The sequence below is a fragment of the Streptomyces sp. NPDC007084 genome, from assembly GCF_040703595.1.
In the GTDB taxonomy this organism is placed as follows: Bacteria; Actinomycetota; Actinomycetes; order Streptomycetales; family Streptomycetaceae; genus Streptomyces.
Window position 1 is genome coordinate 246,296 of the sequence record NZ_JBEYFY010000003.1, and the last position, 23,477, is coordinate 269,772.

Annotated in this window: 16 protein-coding genes and 1 pseudogene; 4 read left to right on the forward strand and 13 right to left on the reverse strand. The window is 71.7% G+C overall.

Features of this window, described 5'->3' with window-relative positions; translation table 11 throughout:
* Nucleotides 1–96: 96 nt before the first annotated feature.
* The 6 genes and pseudogenes from AB0912_RS04630 to AB0912_RS04655 form a co-directional block, all read right to left on the reverse strand.
* Nucleotides 97–1,632, reverse strand: a complete 1,536-nt coding sequence (locus AB0912_RS04630) for an RNA polymerase sigma factor (protein ID WP_366696464.1) — start codon at nt 1,630–1,632, stop codon at nt 97–99.
* Nucleotides 1,633–2,042: 410 nt separating this feature from the next.
* Nucleotides 2,043–2,930 carry an FCD domain-containing protein gene (locus tag AB0912_RS04635; protein WP_366696465.1) on the reverse strand — a complete coding sequence of 296 codons (888 nt, stop codon included), beginning with the start codon at nt 2,928–2,930 and terminating at the stop codon, nt 2,043–2,045.
* 162 nt (nt 2,931–3,092) lie between these two features.
* A complete protein-coding gene (locus AB0912_RS04640) occupies nt 3,093–4,901 on the reverse strand; it encodes an ABC transporter ATP-binding protein (RefSeq protein WP_366696466.1) in 1,809 nt (602 codons plus the stop codon).
* A gap of 133 nt (nt 4,902–5,034) precedes the next feature.
* Nucleotides 5,035–5,793: an NUDIX hydrolase gene (locus AB0912_RS04645; protein WP_366696467.1), complete on the reverse strand. Its 759-nt coding sequence runs from the start codon at nt 5,791–5,793 to the stop codon at nt 5,035–5,037.
* A 129-nt stretch (nt 5,794–5,922) separates the two neighbouring features.
* Nucleotides 5,923–8,052: a glycogen debranching N-terminal domain-containing protein gene (locus tag AB0912_RS04650; RefSeq protein ID WP_366696548.1), complete on the reverse strand. Its 2,130-nt coding sequence runs from the start codon at nt 8,050–8,052 to the stop codon at nt 5,923–5,925.
* 416 nt (nt 8,053–8,468) lie between these two features.
* Nucleotides 8,469–9,884 (reverse strand): annotated as a pseudogene (locus AB0912_RS04655) (DUF4192 domain-containing protein); the annotation flags it as partial.
* Nucleotides 9,885–10,329: 445 nt separating this feature from the next.
* On the opposite strand from AB0912_RS04655, the gene AB0912_RS04660 reads away from it, so the two are divergent.
* Nucleotides 10,330–12,534, forward strand: coding sequence for a RecQ family ATP-dependent DNA helicase (locus AB0912_RS04660; protein ID WP_366696468.1), 2,205 nt, complete (start codon nt 10,330–10,332; stop codon nt 12,532–12,534).
* A gap of 224 nt (nt 12,535–12,758) precedes the next feature.
* Nucleotides 12,759–13,391: a hypothetical protein gene (locus tag AB0912_RS04665; protein ID WP_366696469.1), complete on the forward strand. Its 633-nt coding sequence runs from the start codon at nt 12,759–12,761 to the stop codon at nt 13,389–13,391.
* A gap of 306 nt (nt 13,392–13,697) precedes the next feature.
* On the opposite strand, the gene AB0912_RS04670 is transcribed toward AB0912_RS04665, so the two are convergent.
* The 3 genes from AB0912_RS04670 to AB0912_RS04680 all read right to left on the reverse strand — a co-directional run bounded on the left by AB0912_RS04670 (nt 13,698) and on the right by AB0912_RS04680 (nt 15,799).
* Nucleotides 13,698–14,324 carry a hypothetical protein gene (locus AB0912_RS04670; RefSeq protein WP_366696470.1) on the reverse strand — a complete coding sequence of 209 codons (627 nt, stop codon included), beginning with the start codon at nt 14,322–14,324 and terminating at the stop codon, nt 13,698–13,700.
* A gap of 68 nt (nt 14,325–14,392) precedes the next feature.
* Nucleotides 14,393–15,094 (reverse strand): ribonuclease HII, encoded by a 702-nt coding sequence (locus AB0912_RS04675; RefSeq protein WP_366696471.1) that lies wholly within the window; start codon nt 15,092–15,094, stop codon nt 14,393–14,395.
* 81 nt (nt 15,095–15,175) lie between these two features.
* Nucleotides 15,176–15,799: a TetR/AcrR family transcriptional regulator gene (locus AB0912_RS04680; RefSeq protein ID WP_366696472.1), complete on the reverse strand. Its 624-nt coding sequence runs from the start codon at nt 15,797–15,799 to the stop codon at nt 15,176–15,178.
* Nucleotides 15,800–16,285: 486 nt separating this feature from the next.
* On the opposite strand from AB0912_RS04680, the gene AB0912_RS04685 reads away from it, so the two are divergent.
* Complete coding sequence (locus AB0912_RS04685; protein WP_366696473.1) at nt 16,286–17,833, forward strand: MFS transporter; 1,548 nt, start codon at nt 16,286–16,288, stop codon at nt 17,831–17,833.
* Nucleotides 17,834–18,227: 394 nt separating this feature from the next.
* Here AB0912_RS04685 and AB0912_RS04690 read toward each other — a convergent pair whose 3' ends face one another.
* From AB0912_RS04690 to AB0912_RS04705, 4 genes are all read right to left on the reverse strand, one after another.
* Nucleotides 18,228–19,703, reverse strand: a complete 1,476-nt coding sequence (locus tag AB0912_RS04690) for a DUF4173 domain-containing protein (RefSeq protein ID WP_366696549.1) — start codon at nt 19,701–19,703, stop codon at nt 18,228–18,230.
* Between the two features lie 769 nt (nt 19,704–20,472).
* Nucleotides 20,473–21,372 (reverse strand): ADP-ribosylglycohydrolase family protein, encoded by a 900-nt coding sequence (locus AB0912_RS04695; protein ID WP_366696474.1) that lies wholly within the window; start codon nt 21,370–21,372, stop codon nt 20,473–20,475.
* 37 nt (nt 21,373–21,409) lie between these two features.
* A complete protein-coding gene (locus tag AB0912_RS04700; RefSeq protein WP_366696475.1) occupies nt 21,410–22,069 on the reverse strand; it encodes a histidine phosphatase family protein in 660 nt (219 codons plus the stop codon).
* Nucleotides 22,070–22,174: 105 nt separating this feature from the next.
* On the reverse strand, nt 22,175–22,780 hold the full coding sequence (locus tag AB0912_RS04705) for a YdbC family protein (protein WP_366696476.1): 606 nt from the start codon (nt 22,778–22,780) through the stop codon (nt 22,175–22,177).
* Between the two features lie 155 nt (nt 22,781–22,935).
* Between AB0912_RS04705 and AB0912_RS04710 the strand changes: the two genes are divergently transcribed.
* Nucleotides 22,936–23,469, forward strand: a complete 534-nt coding sequence (locus AB0912_RS04710; protein WP_366696477.1) for a TerD family protein — start codon at nt 22,936–22,938, stop codon at nt 23,467–23,469.
* The last annotated feature ends 8 nt before the right edge of the window (nt 23,470–23,477 follow it).

Genomic DNA, 23,477 nt, shown 5'->3' on the forward strand with positions numbered 1-23,477 from the left:
CAGTGATCCAGGGGACACGGACACGCACGCCGCGCACGCGCCGAGGGCCCGGCTCCCTCACGGGAAACCGGGCCCTCGGTGACGTACGGCCGAGGCCTAGTCGAGGTAGTCGCGCAGCACCTGGGAGCGCGAGGGGTGACGCAGCTTCGACATGGTCTTGGACTCGATCTGGCGGATCCGCTCGCGGGTCACGCCGTACACCTTGCCGATCTCGTCGAGGGTCTTCGGCTGACCGTCGGTGAGACCGAAGCGCATCGAGACGACGCCCGCCTCACGCTCGGACAGGGTGTCGAGAACGGAGTGCAGCTGCTCCTGGAGGAGCGTGAAGCTGACCGCGTCAGCCGGGACGACGGCCTCGGAGTCCTCGATGAGGTCACCGAACTCGCTGTCACCGTCCTCGCCCAGCGGGGTGTGCAGGGAGATGGGCTCGCGGCCGTACTTCTGGACCTCGATGACCTTCTCGGGGGTCATGTCGAGTTCCTTGGCCAGCTCCTCCGGGGTGGGCTCGCGGCCCAGGTCCTGGAGCATCTGGCGCTGCACGCGCGCGAGCTTGTTGATGACCTCGACCATGTGCACCGGGATACGGATGGTGCGTGCCTGGTCGGCCATGGCGCGGGTGATCGCCTGACGGATCCACCAGGTGGCGTACGTGGAGAACTTGTAGCCCTTGGTGTAGTCGAACTTCTCGACCGCGCGGATCAGACCGAGGTTGCCCTCCTGGATGAGGTCCAGGAAGAGCATGCCGCGGCCGGTGTAGCGCTTGGCCAGGGAGACCACCAGGCGGAGGTTGGCCTCCAGAAGGTGGTTCTTGGCGCGGCGGCCGTCCTCGGCGATGATCTCCAGCTCGCGCTTGAGCTTGGGGGCGAGCTTGTCGGCGTTCGCCAGCTTGTCCTCGGCGAACAGACCGGCCTCGATGCGCTTGGCGAGCTCGACCTCCTGCTCGGCGTTGAGCAGCGGGACCTTGCCGATTTGCTTCAGGTAGTCCTTGACCGGGTCGGCGGTGGCACCGGCGGCGGCGACCTGCTGCGCGGGCGCGTCGTCCTCGTCCTCGTCGGACAGGACGAAGCCCTGGGCGCCGTCCTCGGTGGGCTCCTCGGCGCCGGGCTTGCCGGGGGTCTCCTCGACCGTCTCTTCGTCGGCGAGCTCCGGGTCGTCCTTCTTGGCGGTGGTCTTCTTGGCCGCGGCCTTCTTGGCGACCGTCTTCTTGGCGGCGGCCTTCTTGGCCGTCGTCTTCTTGGCGGCGACTGCCGTGCCGGCGGACTCGCCCTCGGCCGGGTCGCCGGCGAGGGCGGCCGGAGCCGCGGTGGCGGTGGCCTTCTTGGCGGTCACCGTCTTCGCCGCCACGGTCTTGGTGGCGGTGCGCTTGGCCGGACTCTTCGCTGCGACGCTCTTTCGGGTGCGCTTGGGCTCCGCGGCACTGACCATCAGCGTCACACCCTCTTCCTCGAGGATCTGGTTGAGGCTGCGCAGTACGTTCTTCCACTGAGTGGCCGGAATCTGGTCAGCTTCGAAGGCCCGACGCACGTCATCGCCGGCGATCTGCCCCTCAGCCTTTCCCCGCTCAATGAGCGCCATGACAGAGACGGACTCGGCGATCTCCGGCGGGAGCGTACGGGATGTGCTGGCCGACACGAACAACCTCTCGGAACGTTGGAAAACGGCTTCCGGCCCCGTCCGCTGTGGACGGGAACCGACGACCGCCAGCTTGGGGATGGGCCGACGGCGCGGGCGGGTGCCGGGGAGAGGGACAGCGCCACGAACGGCGTCTGTATTCCCTCCTCGGCTATCACCTATTAGGTCATCGCGCTGCCCGGTTGAGCGTTACGCCCAATCTACGTGGCCCGAGTCACACCCCGTAAGCGCTCAAAAGTGGTCAGATCCGGTCGCACCAGGTCAGGCCGGGGTCCACCACGCGGTCGCGCCGTCGGGACCCTGCCGCATCCGCTGTGGATCCGGCAGGGTCCCGACGCGAGACGGTTTCGCCGGCCAGTCGATGCTCCGGACGGGCGCGCACCCCGGACCGCGTCACCCTCGGTGCGCGATCAGTGCTCGCGCGGAGCGGGAACCACGCGCTCCACTTCGGGGTGGACGGTGAGAAGCTGGCGCATCGCCGTCTCCGCGGCCGTGCCGTCGGCCGCCGCGAGGGCGTCCGCGATGCGGGCGTGGTGCCCCAGGGAGACCTCGTTCGGACGGTCACAGCCGGTCACCGGGCCGCCGGAGACCTGAAGAGCGGCGGACACGATCCCGGAGAGGTGTTCCAGCATCCGGTTGCCCGCGAGCTGGATGAGCAGCGAGTGGAACTCGGCGTCGGCCCGCGAGAACGTCAGGGAGTCACCCTGGGACATGGCGTGGCCCATGATCTCGACCATGTCGCCGAGTCGCTGCTGGAGGTCCTCTCGCCCGCGTCCGGCGGCCAGGCGCGCGGCGAGCGGCTCGATGGTCCAGCGGAGCTCGCTGAGCTCGCGCCGCTGGTCGTCCCGCTGGGGACCGAAGGCACGCCACTCGATGATGTCCGGGTCGAGAAGGTTCCAGTCGCTGACGGGACGCACGCGCGTGCCGACGTTCGGGCGGGCACTGACCAGCCCCTTGGCCTCAAGGACGCGAAGCGACTCGCGGACGACGGTCCGCGAGACCTCGAACCGCTGGCCGATCTCCTCGGGCACGAGCGGACGGTCCGCGCCGAGGTCTCCGGAAACGATCATCTGACCGAGCTGCTGGACGAGTTGGCCGTGCAGTCCGCGTCCGCGGCTGCCCGCGGCGCGGCGGCCGACGCGACCCAGCTCGGGTTCGGCACTCTCCCAGACAGGGGTGCTCACGCGGTCGACACCAGGAGCGTCGGCATAGGGGTAACGGTCGAGTTCGCCCGGCCCTGCCAGTCCGGAGTCGGAGGAGCGGGCGGCGGTCATCATGGTCTGCGCAAGGGTACTCACGGGTCTTTTGTCGGCGCCCGCTCCAACTCCCTTGAGGTCTTTGGTGAAAAGCACACGAAAGGGTGATCGCTCACCCCGTCGCAATTGACGCCTTATCGGAAAGAAACGAGCGCACTTCGGGGAGTTGTGCGCACCGCCGGATCGGAAGGGTGCGGACGGTCGTCACCGGACCCGGCTCCGCAGCGTCGTGAGCAGATATGCGCAGAGCAGAGCGGTCAGCGACAACGTCAGAGCCCCGCCCACGGGTTGGGCCAGCACCTCCACGGCGGCCGCCAGATATCGCCCGCCACCGAACGGCCACTGCACCAGAACCAGCTCCCGCAACCTCTCGGAGAACCCGGCGGCCGACCGCACAGACGGTCCCAGCAAGACCTTTTGTACGAGTGGTACGACGACGATCGGCACGGCGAGCACGGCGGCGAGCCCGGCGGCGGTGGAACGGAAGATGCCTGCGGCCAGCACACCGGCCCAGGCGCAGCCGACCACGAGGCCGATCCAACTCGCGCCCAGGGAAAGCCAGTCCGCGGGAACACCCGCGAGCTCCCGTCCGTATACGAGATAGAGCATTTCCAGGTCGCATCCGACCGTGAGGACGGCGAGCAGCAGGGCGGTGACCGAGGCGACGAGGAGTTTGGCGGTGAGCAGTCCCAGCCGGCGGGGGACGGTGCCGCGGTCCGCGGCCAGGGCGGGGTGGCGGAACTCCTCACCGAAGGCCAGGGCGCCCAGCAGTCCGGCACCCAGGGCGGCGGGCGGCAGCGGGAGTTCCTGCGGCCAGGCGGCGAGCAGGTGCGCCTGGGGCGTGTGGCCGATGCGGGCGAGGAGGACGGACAGGAGGGCCGAAGTGACGAGAACGACCGCCGCGGTGAGGTAGCCGGTGCCGACGCCCGCGGACCGGCGCAGTTCGTAGCGCAGGGGCCGCAGCGGGCCCGGGGCGTGGCGTACGGCGATGGGCGGCGGCAGGGGCGAAAGTCCGTTCGCGGCCAGGGTTCCGGTGGCCGGCCGCTCCTCCACCCGGGGCTCGTCCGGGTCGTTGCCCGGCTGCTCGCCTTCTCCGGCCGGTGACTGCCCCGCTGTTTCGCGGGGAGGTGCGGGCGCCGGCCCCATGTCACCTGTCTCGTCGGCGAGTTGGTGGACGAGGATGCCGTTCCGGAAGGCGGCCTCGCCGACCTCGGCGCAGGTGCTGCCGTACACGGAGAGCCGGTTGCCCTCCTCGCGTACGACCTCGACGGAGCGTTGCGCGGTGCGGGCTTCCTTGGCCAGGAGCACGCCGAGGCGGGCGGCGTGCGGGCTGCGGACGACGACGCGTGGCCGCAGCCGGGTGCGGGCGAAGTCCGCGGCCTCCTGGTCGGCCACCAGTCGCCCCTGCTCCAGGGTGACGACCCGGTCGGCGGTCCGGGCGGCCTCCTTGGGGTCGTCCGTGGTGAACAGCACTGTGCCGCCCTGAGCCGCGTGGGCGCGCAGAATCCCGTGCAGCCAACGGGTTTCACGGGCAGAGAGCTCTGCCGCCGGTTCGTCGAGCACGAGGGTGTGGGGGTCGGACAGCAGGGCGGACGCCAGCCCGAGGCGGCGGTCCATGCCACGGGAGAGCGTGCCCAGACGCTCGTCGCGGAGGCTGACGAGGCCCACCGCTTCGAGCACTTCGTCCGCTCTGCGTACGGGCACGCCGACGGCGGCGCACAGCATGCGGAGTTGACCGCGGACCGTGCGTGCCGGATGGCCGGGCACATCGCCCATGAGGACGCCGACCTCGCGCGACGGATGGGCGATCCGGTGCAGGGGCCGCCCGCGGAAGTAGGTGATGCCGCGGCCCTGTTGGAGTTCGAGCATGAGCTTCAACGCCGTGGTCTTGCCCGCGCCCTGGGCTCCGAGAAGCGCTGTGACGCGGCCCGCGTGCGCGTCGAAGGACACGTCGTCAACGGCGGGCGGGTGCTCCTTGCGGGGGTTGCTGGTCAGTCCGATGGCCTGGATCACCCGAAGCAAGATAGCGCGACATAACGGAATTTGCGGACGCCATGCGGTTCGTCGCGGACATGCTTCACCGCTCGCCCGAGCACATCCGGGCCCCCAGGTACGAAAGGCTGTCCGCTGCCTTGCTCGCCGCCCGTCAGACCTCTGGGCGCAGCATGGGCGGGTTGAGGAGCGTGGCACCGCCCGCGCGGAACAACTGGGCGGGACGGCCGCCCTGTCGGGTGGTCGTGCCCCCTGTGGGCACCAGGAAGCCGGGCGTGCCGGTCACCTTGCGGTGGAAGTTGCGCGGGTCCAGCGCCACACCCCACACCGCCTCGTAGACGCGGCGCAGCTCGCCGACCGTGAACTCGGTCGGGCAGAAAGCCGTCGCCAGGGACGAGTACTCGATCTTGGACCGGGCACGCTCCACCCCGTCCGAGAGGATCTGGGCGTGATCGAAGGCGAGGGGGGCCGCCTGCTCGCCGTCCCGCCCGTATCCGCCCTGTTGCAGCAGCTCTTCGACCGGCGCCCAGCGTGCGCTGTTCGCGTCGCCGCCGGCCCGGGGTGCGGGCAGGTCGGGGGCCAGCGCGAGGTGTGCGACGCTGACCACGCGCATCCGGGGGTCACGCTTGGGGTCACCGTAGGTCGCGAGCTGCTCGAGATGCGCGCCGTTGTCCTGTGCGGGCACGGAGGGGTCGTGGGCGCTCAGGCCGGTCTCCTCGACCAGTTCCCGCGCTGCTGCCTGGGCCAGGTCCTCGTCGGCCCGTACGAATCCGCCGGGCAGCGCCCAGCGTCCCTGGAAGGGCTGCTCTCCCCGCCGTACCGCCAACGCGCACAGGGCATGGCGGCGCACGGTCAGCACGACCAGGTCCACGGTCACGGCGAAGGGCGGAAAGGCTGACGGGTCGTAGGGCATGCCGCGATCATAGTCGTCTGCCTGACGATAAACACCTTGTTCGTCAGCTCCGACCCCGCCTGATCGACTTCTGTCCTGGAACGCACCCCGGGGCTGGACGGCACCGGCCACGGTACGCGTTCCGGGACCTCACAGCCCCAACTGCAGTCCGCTGTCCGCCTCCTCGACCATGGCGAGCCCGAGTCTGCTGACGCGCACGGAGAAGGGCGCTCCCGCGACGCGCAGGTCCGTGAGGCCGATCTCGCCGAGCGGCGCAGCGCGGAACGGACGCAGGGTCACTGTCCCGGCGGGCGCATCGGGACGGATTCCGGCCAGGGTGCTGAGCAGCAGTACACCGGCCGCGGCGGAGACGGCCGCCGGACGGGATGCCGCGGGGTGCGGCAGCGGGGCGCCGCCCTCGGTGCGCTGCTCTCCGGCATACATGTCCGGGAGACGGTGGCCGAAGAAGTCGGCTGCCGCGAGAACACCGCGCAGCAGTGAGGCCGCCTCCTTCTCGTAGCCCGCGGCGGCCAGGCCGGCGACCGCCACGGCCGTCTCCTGGACGCGTACGGCCCCCGCCCGGTGACCGAACGGGTTGTACGCCGGCTCCTTCACCCCCATGCTGCGCAGCCCCCAGCCCGAGTCCATGGCGGGGCTTCCGAGCAGCCGCGCGACCTGCTCGGTACGGACCTTGTCGAGGAGACCGGGCGCCGGCTCGCCGGAGCCGAGCAGTCCGGTATCCAGGAGGTGGGCGGCGCTCCCACCGAGCTGGGTCGCGAGCCGTCCGTCCGACGCCCGGGCGACGGCCGGTCTGCCTCCGCTCCGGTCGTCGGCCCAGAAGTCGTCCCGGAACGCCGTACGCAACTCCTGGGCCCACTGCCGCAGACCCAGACCTCCCGTCCTGCCGTGTGCGTCGAGCAGATCGGCACCGAGCAGCGCCGCGCGGTGCGCGTGGGCCTGCGTCTCGCAGCGAAAAGGCCCGCCGGGCTGCGCGTCGGGCAGATACGTGCCGTCGCCGACCGCGGTCCGGAGCCATTCGAGACAGCGCTCGGCGGCGGGGAGCAGCTCTTCGACCTCCTGCTCCGCCAGCCCCCAGCGACGTGCCTCCGCGAGGAGGACGGGGAAGAGCAGCGTCGCCTCGGTCGCGGTGCAGCCTGGCGGAAGGTGCGGTCCGGCATCCCGGAGCGGCCCCGGAATCAGTCCGGCGCGCGGCCCCGAACCGGCGAGCTGGGTCCGTGCCAGCGTTCGCAGGGTGCCGACGGCGAGGCGCGTCCCCAGGGGCAGTGCCATCCGGGCCGCGACCAGGGCGTCGGCCGGTGCCAGCCCGCACCGCCACGGCGCGCCCGCCGCGAGGTGGATGTCGGTCGGGTGCCGGGGATCGCGCACCAGCAGCCCCTGAAGATCCTGGATGGACCTCCGCAGGAGCGCTTCCGCTCCGAGCCCGTCGCTGACGGCCCGCGCCGGCGCGAAGGGGCTCGCCGCACCGCGGCCGACAGTCCTGATCGGTCCGGCGCCGTCCAGGCGGACCCGCAGTTCCACGCTCCAGGTACCGCCGGGCGGCAGTTCGACTTCCCAGCGCAGCAGCCCGGCCGAGGCGAGCGCGTCGGTGGGCGACGGCTCGGCGGTCACGGCGGCATGCCCCGTGGCGGAGGACCAGCGCAGTCCGGCGGTGTGCACGCTGGCCGCCAGCTCTGGCCCCGGGCGGCCCGAGGCGATCGAGCCCAACTCCGCGAGATCCGTCCCGAGGGCGATCTCGACGGGGAGCCGCAGCGTGCGCGGCGACGAACTCCGCAGGGTGATCCGCTCGCTGCCCTCCCCATGGCGGGTCCGTTCGACGACCACGTCCGGGTCGGGTCCCGCGTCCGGCGACACACGCAGAGTGCCCACGAAGCGGGCCACATCGGCTCCGACCATGCGGGCCTGCACCGGGAGCGGCTCCCTGCCGCCGACACTCAGCCGGCAGCGCGACAGCAGACGGCGCCCTGCCCGGTAGAAGCCCTCCAGTCCGCGGCCGGTCAGTTGTCCCTCGTCGGCGGAGATCACCAGTCCCGGAAGCGCGACACAGATCAGGGCGGTGTGGGCGGGCGGCAGGTCCCCCGTCCGGACAGGTGCGCCAGGGGACACCGGTGGAACGGCGAGGCCGCGCCCTCCGGGGAACGGGGGTACGCCGGGGTCCCGGCCGGCTCGGGCGGACACCGGCGTACCCCCGCGCCCGACGGGCTGCGCGATGTCGGTCGCGGACGAACGTCCGCTTGCGGGGGCCGAGGACGGAGTGGACATGGGCATGGGCATCGGGTGGCTTCCTTCGCGCTCGGTGCGCCGGGAGCGCGTACGGCGCCTGGTGGGTGGCTCCATGGAGTCGGGGCGTGGCGGTGGCGCAATCCGGCCAGGGATTCCGCCACTCAGGTGAACGGGACAGCCCCGCCCGGGGTCACGCTCTCGCCCGGCCGAGCCGACCGAATGGCGGCGGGTTCGGCCCCGGCCGGCGCATTCACCCCTCGCCCGGGCTCGAAGTCCCGCCACCAAGCCCGCCCATCGAGTACGTCGCGTACGAAGAGCCCTCCCCGCCCAGAGATGTTCACCGCCACCCCGCAGACACCCCCCGCCACCAACACCGCCGCTCCGGCTCCGGCTCACCAAGCCCAGCCCGCTGCCGTTCTCCACAGGCCCACTCCCCTGGCCCACGCTCCGCGCCGTCACCCCTCCTCTCCGGCATCTCGCCCGGCGCCCGCGTCGCCCGACGTGCGCCGGGACTCGTCCGGCCTCTCCTTGGCCCGGTCCGGCCGATCCACGGTGCGGGAGAACTCGGTGACCGAACGGCTCCCCCGGCCGCCCGCCACGCCGGGGCGGCGCCGGGCCGCCGGACGGACACTGCTGTGCGCGCTCATACGGGGCCGGCGTCGACGCCGGGGCGCGGGCGGCGGGACGGTAGGTGTGCAAGGCCCGCCGGTTTTCGCCGTCGCGGCTGCCGAAGTGACCGGGTCGCCGGAATCGGGGGACCGCTCCTCCTTCGCCGGGCCGCGACCGGTCCGCTCCGCGCGCAGGCACCGGCGGACGGACTCCGGGTCCAGGCCCTCGTTGCATGCCTGGTGCAGGAGACGGGCGAACAGATAGTCGGGGTCGGAGCCGAGGGCCATGGCGAGGGCTTCCCGCGCTTCGAGTTCGTCGCCGGTGGACCAGGCGACCCATCCGGCGAGGGTGAGGGGCGCGGCGGCGTGCTCTCGGTAGGGGCCGACGCAGCGCCGGGCCAACGCTCGCCACAGCCGCAGCGCAGGGGCTGCTTCGTCGCCCTCCATCCACTCCGCCGCGCGGTCGCGTGTCGTGCGGTCCTGGAGGGCGAGGATCAGGGTGGCCGCCTCCTCGTCCTCCAGGAGCCCGTCGTCACGCAGGTCCGCCGGACGCATCCCGGGCACGGCGGGGGCCGCCGCCAGGCGTTCCCTCAGGCGTCGGGCCAAGGCAAGGGCTTCCTCTGCCACTTCGGCTCGGCCGGCGTCCTCCAGGATCCTCGGTACGAGAGCCATGCTGGCGGTGTCGAGGGCCACCTCCTGGCCGAGCGCGGCGCTGGACTCCCAGGGCGTGAGCCTGGCCGTCAACTCCTTGAGGGATCCCCGTACCTGAAGGCCCGCATAGGTCGCCGCGGCGGCCAGGACGGACGTACCGGGCAGCCCCATCGGCGAACCCTCCGGCGGGCAGCATCCCTGGCCCGGGCAGGTGTACGACCAGAAGCGGCCGTCGGAGATGCACAGCGCCTCGATCACCGGGACGTCCAGGCGTCCGCAGGAGGTACGCAGCAACTGTGCGAGCGGGCGCAGCCTTTCCATGACGTCCCGCCCCGACTCCCCGGCCCGCGGTTCCTGGCAGAGGTAGGCGACCATGCTCTCGGGCCGGGCTCCCCGGCGCTCGCTCCCTTTGACGAGTCCTTGTGCCAGTTGGTCGGCGACGGACGGCCAGTCCTCCGCCTGCCGGGGGATACCGAGGCGGGCCCGGCCGCCGAACCGGCCCTGTCGCTCCCGGTCGTGCAGGGCGACCAGCACGATGCTCTCCTCGGGACGGTAACCGAGGAGATAGGGCAGCGCGTCGGCCAGCTCCGCCGGGGTCCGCAGGGTCACCTGGTGCGTGACCTGGTGTTCTCCAGCGGCTGCGCCCGGAGGTACCGACGCTCCCGGCACCACCGGCCCACCCGGCACTTCCGGCCTGCCCGCAATCGCCGGCCTATGCGGAATCACCGGGCTGATGGCGGCGGCGCTGTCAGCCGGCTCGCCCTTGACGCGGGCGCTCCTGCCATCCGACGCCGGCCGGCGCCGCGCCCCCGGCCGCCCGCCGCACCTTTCTCGCCCGGCGGGCCTGCCGAGCGTGCCGCCCGCCCCCATCGCGTTGCTGTTCTCGTCACCGGACATCTCGGTCGCTTCGTCGTGATTCGTCATGCGGTGACCATCTCGCGGATCATGAAATTCCGCTTTGCCCTGTGGATAACCACGGCCATGATCACGTCAAAGGTTGTCCACAGGCCGACCGGCTCGTTCGCGGTTTGTCCGACCCATCGGGTTGCATGGAGCCATGACCAACGAAGACCCGCGACCCACAGCCACTGACAACGCACCCGACGCTGCCCGCGAAGAGCTGCGGGCGGCGGCCGACACCGTCCTGGCCCGACTCGTCGGCGGACAGGCCGGCGAGGCGCGCCTGCGCGAGGATCAGTGGCGCGCCATCGAGGCGCTGGTGGCCGACAAGCGCAGAGCGCTGGTCGTGCAGCGCACCGGCTGGGGCAAGTCCGCGGTGTACTTCGTGGCGACCGCGCTGCTGCGCGAGCGGGGCGCCGGGCCCACGGTGATCGTCTCGCCGCTTCTCGCGCTCATGCGCAACCAGGTGGAGGCCGCCGCCCGCGCCGGAATCCGCGCGCGGACCATCAACTCGTCCAACACCGAGGAGTGGGAGACCATCCAGGCCGAGGTGGCGGCGAGCGAGGTCGACGTACTGCTGGTGAGCCCGGAACGGCTGAACAATCCCGACTTCCGCGACCAGGTCCTCCCCAAACTGGCCGCCGCCACCGGCCTCCTGGTGGTCGACGAGGCGCACTGCATCTCCGACTGGGGCCACGACTTCCGGCCCGACTACCGCCGCCTGCGCACCATGCTCGCCGACCTGCCGCCCGGCGTCCCGGTGCTGGCGACCACCGCGACGGCCAACGCGCGCGTGACCGCCGACGTCGCCGAGCAGCTCGGCACGGGAGGCAGCACCGACGCCCTGGTCCTGCGCGGACCACTGGACCGGGAGAGCCTGAGCCTGAACGTGCTGCGGCTGCCCGACGCCGCACACCGGATGGCCTGGCTCGCCGAGCATCTCAACGACCTGCCGGGCTCCGGCATCATCTACACCCTCACCGTGGCCGCGGCCGAGGAGGTCACCGCCTTCCTGCGCCAGAGCGGTTACCCCGTGGCGTCCTACACGGGAAAGACGGAGAACGCGGAGCGCCAGCAGGCCGAGGAGGATCTGCTCGCCAACCGCGTCAAGGCCCTGGTCGCCACATCGGCACTGGGCATGGGCTTCGACAAGCCCGACCTGGGATTCGTGGTCCACCTCGGCTCCCCCTCCTCCCCCATCGCCTACTACCAGCAGGTGGGGCGCGCGGGCCGTGGTGTGGAGCACGCGGAGGTGCTGCTCCTGCCGGGCAAGGAGGACCAGGCGATCTGGGAGTACTTCGCGTCCATCGCCTTCCCGCCCGAAGAGCAGGTACGGCGCACGCTGGACGTGCTGGCGCGAGCCGAGCGCCCGCTCTCGCTGCCCGCGCTGGAACCGCTGGTCGAGCTGCGCAGGTCCCGCCTGGAGACCATGCTCAAGGTGCTGGACGTGGACGGCGCCGTACGCCGGGTGCAGGGCGGCTGGATCTCCACCGGCGCCCCCTGGGCGTACGACACCGAGCGCTATGCCTGGGTGGCCAAGCAGCGCGCGGCGGAACAGCAGGCGATGCGGGACTACGTCTCCACCACCGACTGCCGCATGGAGTTCCTGCGGCGGCAACTGGACGACGAGGGAGCCGCACCGTGCGGGCGCTGTGACAACTGCGCCGGCGCCCGGTTCCGGCCGGACGTCTCCTCCGCCGCTCTGGACGCGGCGAGTGGCGAGCTGGGGCGGGCTGGCGTCGAGGTCGAGCCGCGCAAGATGTGGCCGACCGGACTGCCGGCGGTCGGTGTCGACCTGAAGGGACGTATCCCGGCCGGTGAACAGGCCTCTCCGGGGCGTGCCCTTGGACGTCTGTCGGACATCGGCTGGGGCAACCGCCTGCGGCCTCTGCTCGCTCCGCAGGCACCGGACGCTCCGGTACCGGACGATGTCGCCCGGGCCGTCGTCGGAGTTCTGGCCGACTGGGCGAAGGGCCCGGGGGGCTGGTCCTCAGGTCAGCCCGACGCACAGCCCCGGCCCGTCGGCGTCGTGACAGTGGCCTCCCGTTCACGGCCTCGGCTGATCCAGTCGCTCGGCGCGGGCATCGCGGAAGTCGGCCGGATGCCCCTGCTGGGATCCCTGGAGTACGTCGGCGATGGCGCACACGTCTCCCGGAGCAACAGCGCGCAGCGGCTGAAGGCGCTGGACGGCGCGTTGTCGGTGCCGCCTGAGCTGGCCGCCGCCCTGAAGGAGGCGGGCGGCCCGGTTCTGCTGGTGGACGACGCCACGGAGACGGGCTGGACGCTCGCCGTCGCCGCGCGGATGCTGCGCAGAGCCGGCGCCCAGGGAGTGTTGCCGCTGGTCCTCGCCGTGCAGGCGTGACCCGCGTGTCCCTGGGCGGGACATCGGGCAGGTATATAGGCGGCCAATCACCCGATACCGGCCCGTGGCCCCAATTGCTCGTTGCCGCAACCCAGTTCGACAGGAAGAATTGAAGTCCGCCCCCGCTCGGTTCGCCCGTGATCCGGTAGGGCTCTGCCGCGGCGTGCGCATCCCCCGAAGTCCGACCCCGCCCGCAGTCCGGGCGCGTAGCCGAAGGGAGGACCGTGACCTTCGGATTCGCTCCGTCCTCGGCGGCATCCATGTCGATGTCTCCCGACCTGTCTGCCGCTTCCGCCAACCCACTGGCCCGCATGCTTGAACCCGCCGAATGGGCCTCGGCCGGCATTCCGCTGCTGCGCAACCCCCGTGAGGTCGTCAGCGGCCTGCACGCCCGCCACCGGCCGAGACCCGCGACGGCAGTCGTGGCGGTCCTCGATCCGGAGGAACGGCTGCTGGCGAGCGCTTCGTTCACGCGACGCTCGGCCCCCGCGGACGGCTGGATGTTCCGCAACGCGCTCCTCGCGCAGTTGCGCCGGGTCATCCCGCACGATCTGCGGCGCCGCTCCCCGGTGCGCACGGCCGTGCTGCTGTACTGCCGGGACGGCGACGCGCGGTGGACGGAGGAGGACGGCGCCTGGATGTGGGGGCTGCGCGACGCCTGCACGCTTCACGGGCTGCGCTGTGGCGCGTACATCACCCTCACGCGTGATGGCTGGCAGGTCCTCGGCGAGGGGCGGGGCGGACGCCGGCCCAACACGGACTCCCCGCCGGAGTTCCTGACGGGTGAGGCGCTGCCGCCACTGCCTCGCACCGGAGGCGCCGCGTCGGAGGTCCTGCGCCGGGCGGCGGCCCGCTGACCCACGGGCCGACCCGGCTCGGGCAGGCCTTTAAGCTCGGGCCCCCTTCGGCTGAGGTTCGGCCCCGCCCAACGCGGGTAGGGCCATCCGCCTCCGGCGACAGCGACAGCGACAGCGACAGCGACAGCGACAGCGACAGCGAAGGCTCACTGCTCGGTCCGCCCTCGGGGAAGGCGGACCACGCCGCCCCACGCCCACGCACCGCGACCCCGACCACCTCTGGCGTCGAGCAAGCCGTGCGGGTGCCGCCGGGGCGGCACCCTCCGCATCGTGCGGACCGCGCTCCGGACAAGGTCCGGAACGTGATCAGACGCCGGCGCCCAGAACCGAGTTGATCAGCTTCGGGTCGCCGCAGACGATCAGCAGGGCACCGGCCCGGCCGAGCGCCAGCGGCAGGCCCGAGGCAAGGGCCTCGGTGGAGCCGCCGTTGACGGCGACCACGACCACGGGGCGGGGCGCTGCACGGCCGGCGACGGAGGCGTCGGCGTAGAAGACGTCGTCGCCCGCGTCGTGCTGAGCCCAGTAGGCGGCCTCGCCGAAGGACAGCTCGTGCGCGGCCCACGGGTGCGGATCGCCGGTGGTGATCACCAGCACCTCACCGGGGGCGCGGCCCGAGTCCAGCAGCAGGTCGACGGCTTCTTCGGCGGCGTCCAGCGCGCCCCCGGCCGGAGCCGGGATGAGCTGGATCTGCGGGGTGGCGGCAGCGGGTGCCGCAGCCTTGGCGGACGGTCCCGGCGTGGCCACGACCGGCTCGCGCGCGGTGCGTTGGGCCGGCATGGGCCGGACAGGACCCGGGCGGCCGGGACGCGGCGGAGCCACGGGGCGGGGACCGGGTACGGGGCGGGGGGTCGGCGCGGTGCGGCCACTGGCCGGGGTCGCGCGGGGACCCTGGGCACTCTCGTGAATCTGAGGCTCCTCGGGAAGGAGAGGCATGAGCTGATACTTATCAAACGCCGGTGCGACTCGCGTCGGCGGGTGGCACATGGGTGCGAACGAGATCGTCAGAAATCGAAGCCGAGCTGGCCCTCGATCTCCGGAACGTTTCCGTCCGCCCAGCCGCGGGCCTTCTTGAGGTGCCGCCACTGGGGCAGCGCATCAAGATACGCCCACGACAGCCGGTGGTACGGGGTGGGCCCCCGCTCCTCCAGCGCGGCTTTGTGGACCGGCGACGGGTAACCCGCGTTGGCCGCAAAACCGAAGTCTGCATGTTCGATGCCCAGTTCGGCCATCATTTTGTCGCGCTGAACCTTGGCGATCACCGACGCCGCCGCGACGGCGATGCACGACTGGTCGCCCTTGATCACCGTGCGGACCTTCCAGGGCGCGCCGAGATAGTCGTGCTTTCCGTCGAGGATGACCGCGTCGGGGCGGACCGGCAAGGCCTCCAGGGCGCGCACGGCCGCGAGACGCAGGGCGGCGGTCATCCCCAGGTGGTCGATCTCCTCGTGCGAGGCATGACCAAGGGCGTACGACGTCACCCACTTCTCCAACTCGACCGCGAGCGCGGTACGGCGCTTCACGGTCAGGAGCTTCGAGTCGGTGAGCCCTTCGGGGGCGCGGCGCAGACCGGTGACGGCGGCACAGACGGTGACGGGGCCGGCCCACGCACCGCGGCCCACCTCGTCGACACCGGCAATGACCTTGGCTCCGGTCGTGGCGCGCAGGGAGCGCTCTACGGTGTGGGTGGGTGGTTCGTACGGCATGGCGTCCTCAGAGTACGCCGCCCGAAGCCCCTCGCGACACCCAGGTTCCCCGAGCGGCCGAGCGACCTCCGGAGAAGCCGGTCAGACGGCACCGCCCCGCAGCAGCGGGATCATCAGACTGTCGATCATCTCCTGTAGATCCTGATCGCTCCATTCGCTCCCGCACACCTTGGATCGGTACATCATCATGGCCGGGATGGCATCGAAGACGTACTGGTTGGCGGCGTCGGGGCGGACCTCTCCGCGCCCGATACCACGGTGGATGACCTCTCGGAGCAGACGCATGGTGGGCTCGATGACGCCACCTAGGATCACCCCGTTGAAACGCTCGGCCTGGGTCACATCGCATTCGTGAAGCACCGAGCGCAGCGCGAAGCCGGACGGGGAGAACATCGCCTCGCGGGCCCGGCGGCACAGTTCGAGAAGGTCCTCGCGGACGCTGCCGAGGTCCGGGGCCTCGGTCAGGTCGGGCAGGCCCGCCTGGAGCGCGTCGGCGACCAGGTCCTCCTTGGAGGGCCAGCGGCGGTAGACCGCGGCCTTGCCGGTCTGGGCGCGGGCGGCGACCCCCTCCATGGTGAGGCCGTTCCAGCCGACGGTGCCGAGCTGCTCCAGGGCGGCTTCCAGGATGGCGCGCTCGAGCACGGCACCGCGACGGCGCGGGGAGGACGCCTGAGCGGAAGCGGCCGTCCAACGCGAAGTAACCATCAGAGTGTCTCCGTTGTGCGGGGAGTGAACCCGGTGCGATCCGGGGGTGATCCGGAAGGAACCAGGAGGGGACTACTGGGCGGGGCGAGCGGAGTTCGAGGTCGGGCAATCGGACTTCACGGTGGTGCGAGCGGGCGGGCCCGACCGCCGAGGACGGACGGGACAGACGGAGCGGGCGGAGCGGGCGCGCCTCGCGCCGCGCCCGGACCGCCCCCAAGAGCGGCACGGGCCGACCCGACACAACCCGACCCGGCGCAGGCCGGCTCCGCACAGGCCGACCCGACTCGACGCGGGCCGACCCAGCCCAGCCAACCCGACTCGACACAGGCCGACCCAGCCAACCCGACCCGACCGCAGCCCAGTCAGCCCGGCCAACATCATCGGCAACGGACTCCAGTGAACGCTTGCGTTCACTGTCGAGGACTCACTACCGTTGACGCGACAGTGAACGCGAGCGTTCACTAACGCACTTGTGGGGGACCCATAGTGACGACCTCTCAGTTGATCAAGGACACCAAACCAGGTGCGGCCCGCCGGGAGGGGCATCCCGGCATCGCGCTCGCCGTCATCGCGGCCTGCCAACTCATGGTGGTACTCGACGCGACGATTGTGAACATCGCGCTCCCGCACATTCAAGACGCCCTCAAGTTCAGTACCACCGACCTGACATGGGTGGTCAGCTCGTACACCCTGACCTTCGGCGGGCTGCTGCTGCTCGGCGCACGGGCCGGTGACATCCTCGGACGGCGCCGGGTCTTCATGGCCGGCATCCTGCTGTTCACGTTCGCCTCCCTGCTCGGCGGACTCGCCCAGGAACCATGGCAGTTGCTCGCCGCCCGGGCTCTGCAAGGCGTCGGTGGAGCGATCGCGTCACCGACCTCGCTGGCCCTCATCACCACCACCTTCCCGGAGGGCCCGGAGCGGAACCGGGCGTTCGCCGTCTTCGCGACGGTCTCGGCCGGCGGCGGAGCCATCGGCCTGCTCGCCGGCGGCATGCTCACGGAGTGGCTCGACTGGCGGTGGGTCCTCTTCGTCAACGTGCCCATCGGCATCCTGATCGCCGTGCTCGCGCCGCTGTACATCAACGAGTCCGAACGCCACCCGGGACGCTTCGACATCGCTGGCGCGCTCACCTCGACAGTGGGCATGGCGTCCCTGGTGTACGGCTTCATCCGGGCCGCCGAGGACGGGTGGCGGGACAGCCTCACGATCGGCTCGTTCAGCGCGGCCGTGGTGCTGTTGCTGGCCTTCGCCGCGATCGAGACGCGGGCCAAGGAACCCATCACGCCGCTGCGGATGTTCGCCGACCGCAACCGCTCCGGCACGTACGTGATCATGCTCAGCCTCGCCGCCGCGATGTTCGGCATGTTCTTCTACATCGTCCTCTTCGTACAGAACGTGCTCGGGTACAGCCCGATCTCGGCCGGAGTCGCCTTCCTGCCGGTGACGGTGGCCATCGCGATCGGCGCGGGTCTGTCACAGCGGTTCCTGCCGGTGCTCGGGCCCAAACCGTTCATGATCGCGGGGTCGACGCTGGTCGTCCTCGGGCTCGGCTGGCTGACCTTCATCAGCCCCGACGACTCCTACCTCGGCGGGGTCCTCGGCCCGATGTTGCTGTTCGGCTTCGGCATGGGCCTGAACTTCGTGACCTTGACGGTGACCGCGGTCGCCGGTGTCGCCCAGCACGAGGCCGGCGCGGCCTCCGGTCTGCTCAACGTCACACAGCAGGTCGGTGGTTCCCTCGGCCTCTCCATCCTCACCACGGTCTTCGGCACCGCCAGCCGTGACGAGGCGGAGAAGCAGGTGCCGAAGTTCCTGGCGAACGGTTCGGCCGAACAGAAGGCCGAGTTCGCCAAGTCGCACCAACTGCCCGCTCCCTGGAGTCACGACGTGCTGGCCCAGGGCATCTCCACCGCCTTCGTGCCGGCGGTGGCGATGGGTGTGCTCGCGCTGATCACCGCGGCGCTGGTGATCAGGGTGCGCAAGAGCGACCTGGAGGCCCTCTCAGGGACACCGGGCCCGGTCGCGGGCTGAGGTCGCGGGCTGAGGACCGTAGAGCCGAGAAACGCGAAGCCACCAACCGCGAAGCCGCCAACGGCACGGCGGCCAACCGCACGGCGGAGGCCGGGCCACGCTCCTGAGGACCGGAAGCGAGAGCGATGGCCCGGCCTTCGGTGGCCCGGCCTTCGGCGGTACGGAGCGATCCGCCCGCGGCTCACCCGCTCACCAGCACCTCAGGGGTCCTCCGCAGCAGCTACGCGGACCTCCGCCGCCCAGCGCCCTTACGCGCCCGCCCCAACAATCGCCCGTAGCAGCTCCGCGGTTCAGCACCCCCCACGAGTCAGCGATCTTCCGTAGCTCCGCCGCCGCTCCCCGAGCCCCCGACTCTCCCTGACTCCCCAGCGGTCCTCAGCCCCTCCCCCGCCGCTCAACGTTCCGTTGATTCGTCGCTGAGTCGTCCGCACACGATCAGGTCGGCGCTGGTGGACGGCGGCCGTTCGCGGAGGATGTCCCGGGCTCGCGCCTGGCCCCAACTGGTCGCGTACCAGGGGTGATCATCTCCTGCCAGGTCACCGGCGATCATGCGGAGCGCGCACGACCGCATCGGCTCCTTCAGCCGGTCCAGGGCGGGAACGGCGTCGGCCGACAGGGTCCGCGCGTAGGCGAGGTCGAACTTGCCCGTGTCCTCGTACCGTTGGACGTTGCGCTCGGCGACCAGGCCGTCGGGCGACATCAGCCCGAACGCGAGGACACCGGCCGCCGCACTGGCCGCGACGACCCGGGGCAGCCAGCGGGCACCCCACACCCCCGCCGCCATGATGAGCACGATGACGAGCCCGAGCCACAGCTCCCCGGCGACCACCGACAACCTGAGTCGCGTGAGTCCATAAGCCTCCACATACATGTCCATACGTCGCACAGCGGATGCCACGACAACGAGCGCCAGCGCGCACAGAGTTCCCAGCACACCCCGGACCAGCCGGCGGTCGCCCGTGCCGTCCCGTGGCGCCCAGCGCAGCGCGAACACCACGACCAGCAGCGTCAGCAGCGTGACGAGCAGCAACTGCCAGAAACCCTGCCGCGCGTACTCCGCGTACGTCTGGCCGGTCTTGTCCAGTACTGCGTCGTAGCCGCCGAACAGGACCGCGAGCTGAACGGCGTTGAAGGCGGCGAAGAGCACGCCCAGCAGGATCAGCGGCAGCGCCCATTCGACGCGGTTGCGAGGACGCCCCGCGGGGACGGCGACCCGGTCCCACTGCACCGGCGCCGCCGCCGTATGGGCCACCGCCAGCGCTCCCACGAGGCCGAACGCCAGCAGTACCAGTCGCCAGGGGCCGCCCGTCACGGAGGCGTCCGGCATCAGGTCCCCGAGCAGGCTCGCGAACGCCGCGTCGGCGCCGGCGAACAGCGCCCCGAAGACCAGCAGCAGGACGGCGGTCACCACGAGCGCGCGCAGTCCGACCCCGACACCGCGGCGGGCTCCCCCGAAACGTTCCCGCAGTCCGCGCCAGCCCCAGACCGGGCCGGGGACAAGGGCGTTGAAGACACCGATCGGGCCCAGCAGGACCGCGGCCCAGGTACGTCCGCCGTTCAGCGCGAGCGAACCCAGCGCGAGCGCGGTCACGACGGCGAGGAACGACGGCCAGTCCGCGTCCCGCAGGGCGGGCACGATCAGCAGGCCCAGGCCGCCGACCGCCCAGACCACGCTCCACGCGCGCGTGCGTCGTCCCGCGGCCCGGCCTGCGAAGTAGGCGGCGAGCGCGGCGGGGATCGCCACCAGCAAGAGGTTGATCGCCAGACCGTCGGACAGCAGCAGCATGCTCAGCACACCCGTGGCGAGCACGGCCCACAGCGTCGGCGTGGGCACGAGGGCGGGCGGCGCGGACTGAAGCCCGGCCAGCAGCGACGGAGACGGTGGCGGCGGAGTCGACCAACTGGCGCTTCCGTGGATCTCCCGGCCCGCGTGGGCCCGAGGCGTCACCGCACCGGCCACGGCCCGCCCCGCCTGCCCCGGCGCGCCGCCCCCGACACCGGCACCACGCGCGCCGGAACCCGTACGCGCACCGGACTCGGTCCCCGCGCTCGATCCAGCCGAAACGGCGGCGGCAGCGGCGCCCCCTGACTCGCCGGCCCGCGAAGGCCGCTCGTCGGCCTCGCGGCGCTCCTTGCCCTCTTCCTGGCGCGTACGTTTCGCCGATGCCTCGTCACTCGGCTCCGGCGTGGACGGTATGTCGGACAAGGGACCCCCTCCCGACCGGTCTGCGGGCAGGCCTCAACGCGTCGTCGCGGAGGGAGACTGCCGACCGGTGTCTCGTCGGCGCACACCCGCCAAGATCAACGGGCGGCGTGGCGCACAGGCTATCCGTGCGCGACACGGCCCAGGGAGTGGCCGAGGAGCTGTAGCGAGCCTGTGACAGAGGCGGGGTTTCCGGGGCGAGGCCACCCGGCCGACGTCGGGAGTTCCCCAGGACCGGCGTCGGAAGCTCCCCAGGGCGGGCGCGAGGGTGCCACGCCGCCGGCCGTAAGAACCTGCGGCACCCGCACCAGCGCCGCCATCCGCACCCACACCCGCACGCACCCCGCACCCAACCGGCACCCGACGCCCGCCAGCGACGAGACACCACCGCTCGGGGCAGAACACACCCTCGGGCCCTTGCGAGGCCCCCGGCGCCTCAGCCCGCCAACCACCCCGGCAGCTCTTCCGTCGCCGCCACCCACGCCTCCGGAGGCGCTCCCGCCTTCCCCGAGGCGATCACTCCGCCCACGATGGCGCAGGTCGTGTCCACGTCGCCCCCGACCTGGGAGGTGACCCAGAAGCCCTTCTCGTAGTCGCCCAGGGCGCGGGCGGCCGACCAGAGGGCGAACGGGACGGTGTCGTGGGCCGACGTCCGCCGTCCGCAGCCCAGGACGGCGGCGACGGTCGCGGCGTCGTCGTAGTCGAGCATGTCCCGGGCGCGCCGGAGTCCGGCGCCGACGGCGCTGCGCGGTACGAGCGCGATGACGCCGTCGAGCAGGGTCTCGGCGCTGGGCGGGCCCGCCGGGTCGGCGGCGAGCGCGGCAGCGGCGGCGACGGCCATGGCGCCCACCACCGCCTCGCGGTGCTGGTGGGTGGTGTAGGCGGAGATCTCCGCCTGGTGGGTCGCCTGCTCGGGGTCGTCGGCGTACCACGCGCCCAGCGGGGGGATCCGCATCGCGGCGCCGTTCCCCCAGGAGCCCTGGCCCTTGAAGAGGGCGGACGCCAGTTCGCGCCAGTCGCCGCCTTCGCGGATCTGCCGGAGCATGCGGTTGACCGCCGGGCCGTAGCCCCGGTCGAAGTCGTGGCGCTCGGCGAAGGAGTGCGCCAGCGCGTCCTGGTCGATGCGGTGGTGGGTGGCCAGGACCGCGACCACGGAGCAGGCCATCTCGGTGTCGTCGGTCCACTGCCAGGGGGTGGGCGGCAGCTCACGACGCTTGAGCAGCGGATAGTGCACGGGCACGAAGAACTGCGAGCCCAGCGCGTCCCCCACCGCGAGTCCGCGCAGGCTGGCGAGGGCGCGGTCGAGCCGGCCGTCGGGAGAGGAGTCAGCGATCATCGCTCTGCCACTCTATCCGGTGAATCCATACGATTCCCTATCCGGTGAATCCGTACGATTCCGGCTCACGCCAGTGATCGAAGGGGCGGTCCAGTGTGTACCGGCCGTCCTCCCCCAGAACGAGCATCCGCGTCTCGCCGTTCCCCGGGTTCGACAGAGACTCGAACTCGGCGACCGTCCAGTGGAACCAGCGCATACAGAAGAGCCGCATCGCCAGCCCGTGGGTCACCAGGAGCACGTTCGGCGGGTGGTCGGGGGCCTCGAAGCTCCGGTACAGGCTCTCCAGGAAGCCGCCGACCCGGTCGTACACGTCCGCTCCGGACTCCCCCTGGGCGAACCGGTAGAAGAAGTGCCCGTAGGCGTCGCGATAGGCCTTTTGAAGACGTACGTCGTCACGGTCCTGCCAGTTGCCCCAGTCCTGCTCGCGCAGGCGCGGCTCCTCGCGCACCCGGACGAGTTCGGGGTCTAGACGCAGGGCGCGGAACGTCTCGTGGGTACGCCGGTACGGGGAGACGTAAACGCTTACGCGCTCGCGGCCGAAGACCTCCCGCAGCCGTTCGCCGGTCTCGGCCGCCTGCTGCCGGCCCTTCTCGGTGAGCGCCAGCGCGTGGTCGGGCTCGCGTTCGTACACGGTGTCATCGGCATTCCCCACCGACTCGCCGTGGCGGACAAGAACGATGCGCCGTGGTCGTGCCATGCCAAAACCCTAGATCGTGTCGGCGTGAACCGAGCACTCGTACGGGCTCATACGGCGTAGGTCACACCGTTCCCGCACATCAGGGACGCGGCGGGAGAGCGGGCGTCAGACGATCCAGCCGGGTTCCAGTCGCACGATGTCGCCCGCGAGGGCGGCCACGTCGGCCTCGATCTGGGCGCGCAGCGCGAGCCGCTCCACCCGTTCCGCCCGGTACTTCCCGTGCTCGGCGGAGGACTGCCACATGGACAGGACCAGGAACTCGCTGCCGGGCGCCTCGCCGAACAGCCCGCGCAGCATGCCGGGCGAACCGGCCATGGCGGGGTTCCACACCTTCTCCTGCATCAGCGCGAAATGCTCGGCGCGCTCCTCGTGGACCCGGCAGTGCGCGACCCGCACCACGTCGGCGTCCGTGAACCGCGGCTCGAAGCCGGTCTTCACGTCGAAGCGGTAGTCGAACAGTTTGACCTGGGCGTCCTTGAAGGTGCCGGACTGCGCGGCGGCCAGCCGGTCGTGGGACCGGGCCATGAAGGAGTCGTAGAAGGCGCGGCTCTCCCAGAAGGAGAAGATGTGGGCGACCCCGGACCGGCTCGCGCTCCATCCCCCGCCCTGTCCCCGGAATCCCGGCTCCCCCAGCAGCCCCGCCCACTTTCGCTGCCCCCGTTCGAAACCGCGGCGATCGACCACGGTGCAGCGAATCCACTTGACCAGCACCGCGCCATCGTAAGGCCACGGAGCGTGGCGCCGGTCACGGTCCGGCCGACTTGATCCGCGCGAGCGCCCCCGCGCGCGTGGCACGATGGTCAACCGGCCGTGCCCGCCGGGCAGTTGGCCAGGCCAGTCCTGAGACAACGGGGAGGGGAGATCCGATGAGCGGTCTCAACAAGGGCATCCGCAAAGCCGAGTTGGCGATCAAGTGGGATCCCAGTCCGGTCGGTGAGCCCGCGACCGATCTGGACATCATCGCGGCGACGTATCCGGCGTCCGCGCCGCAGGGGGATCCGGACTATGTCGTGCACTTCGACAGCCGTTCCCCGGACGGCACGATCTATCTGAACCGCGACAGCAAGGACGGCAAGGGCTTCGGCTGGGACGAGGTCATGACCCTGGAGCTTGACCGGCTGAACGGCCGCTACGCGCGCGTGGTGGTCGGTGTCCTCATCCAGCAGCGCACCGGGCCGAAGACGTTCGAAGAGGTGGCGAGCCCCGGTTTCCGGCTGCGCGAGGGCTACACGGTTCTCATGGAGGGCGACTTCGGTGATGTGCTGGGCTCGAAGGCGGCGACCATAGGGGAGTTCGTGCGCGACCACTCCGGGGAGTGGACCTTCCATCCGGGCGTCCACGGATTCGACACGGACCCGGCGACCTTCGCGCGGGTCATGGGCAGCCCGCAGGATGCCTGAGGGGGCGC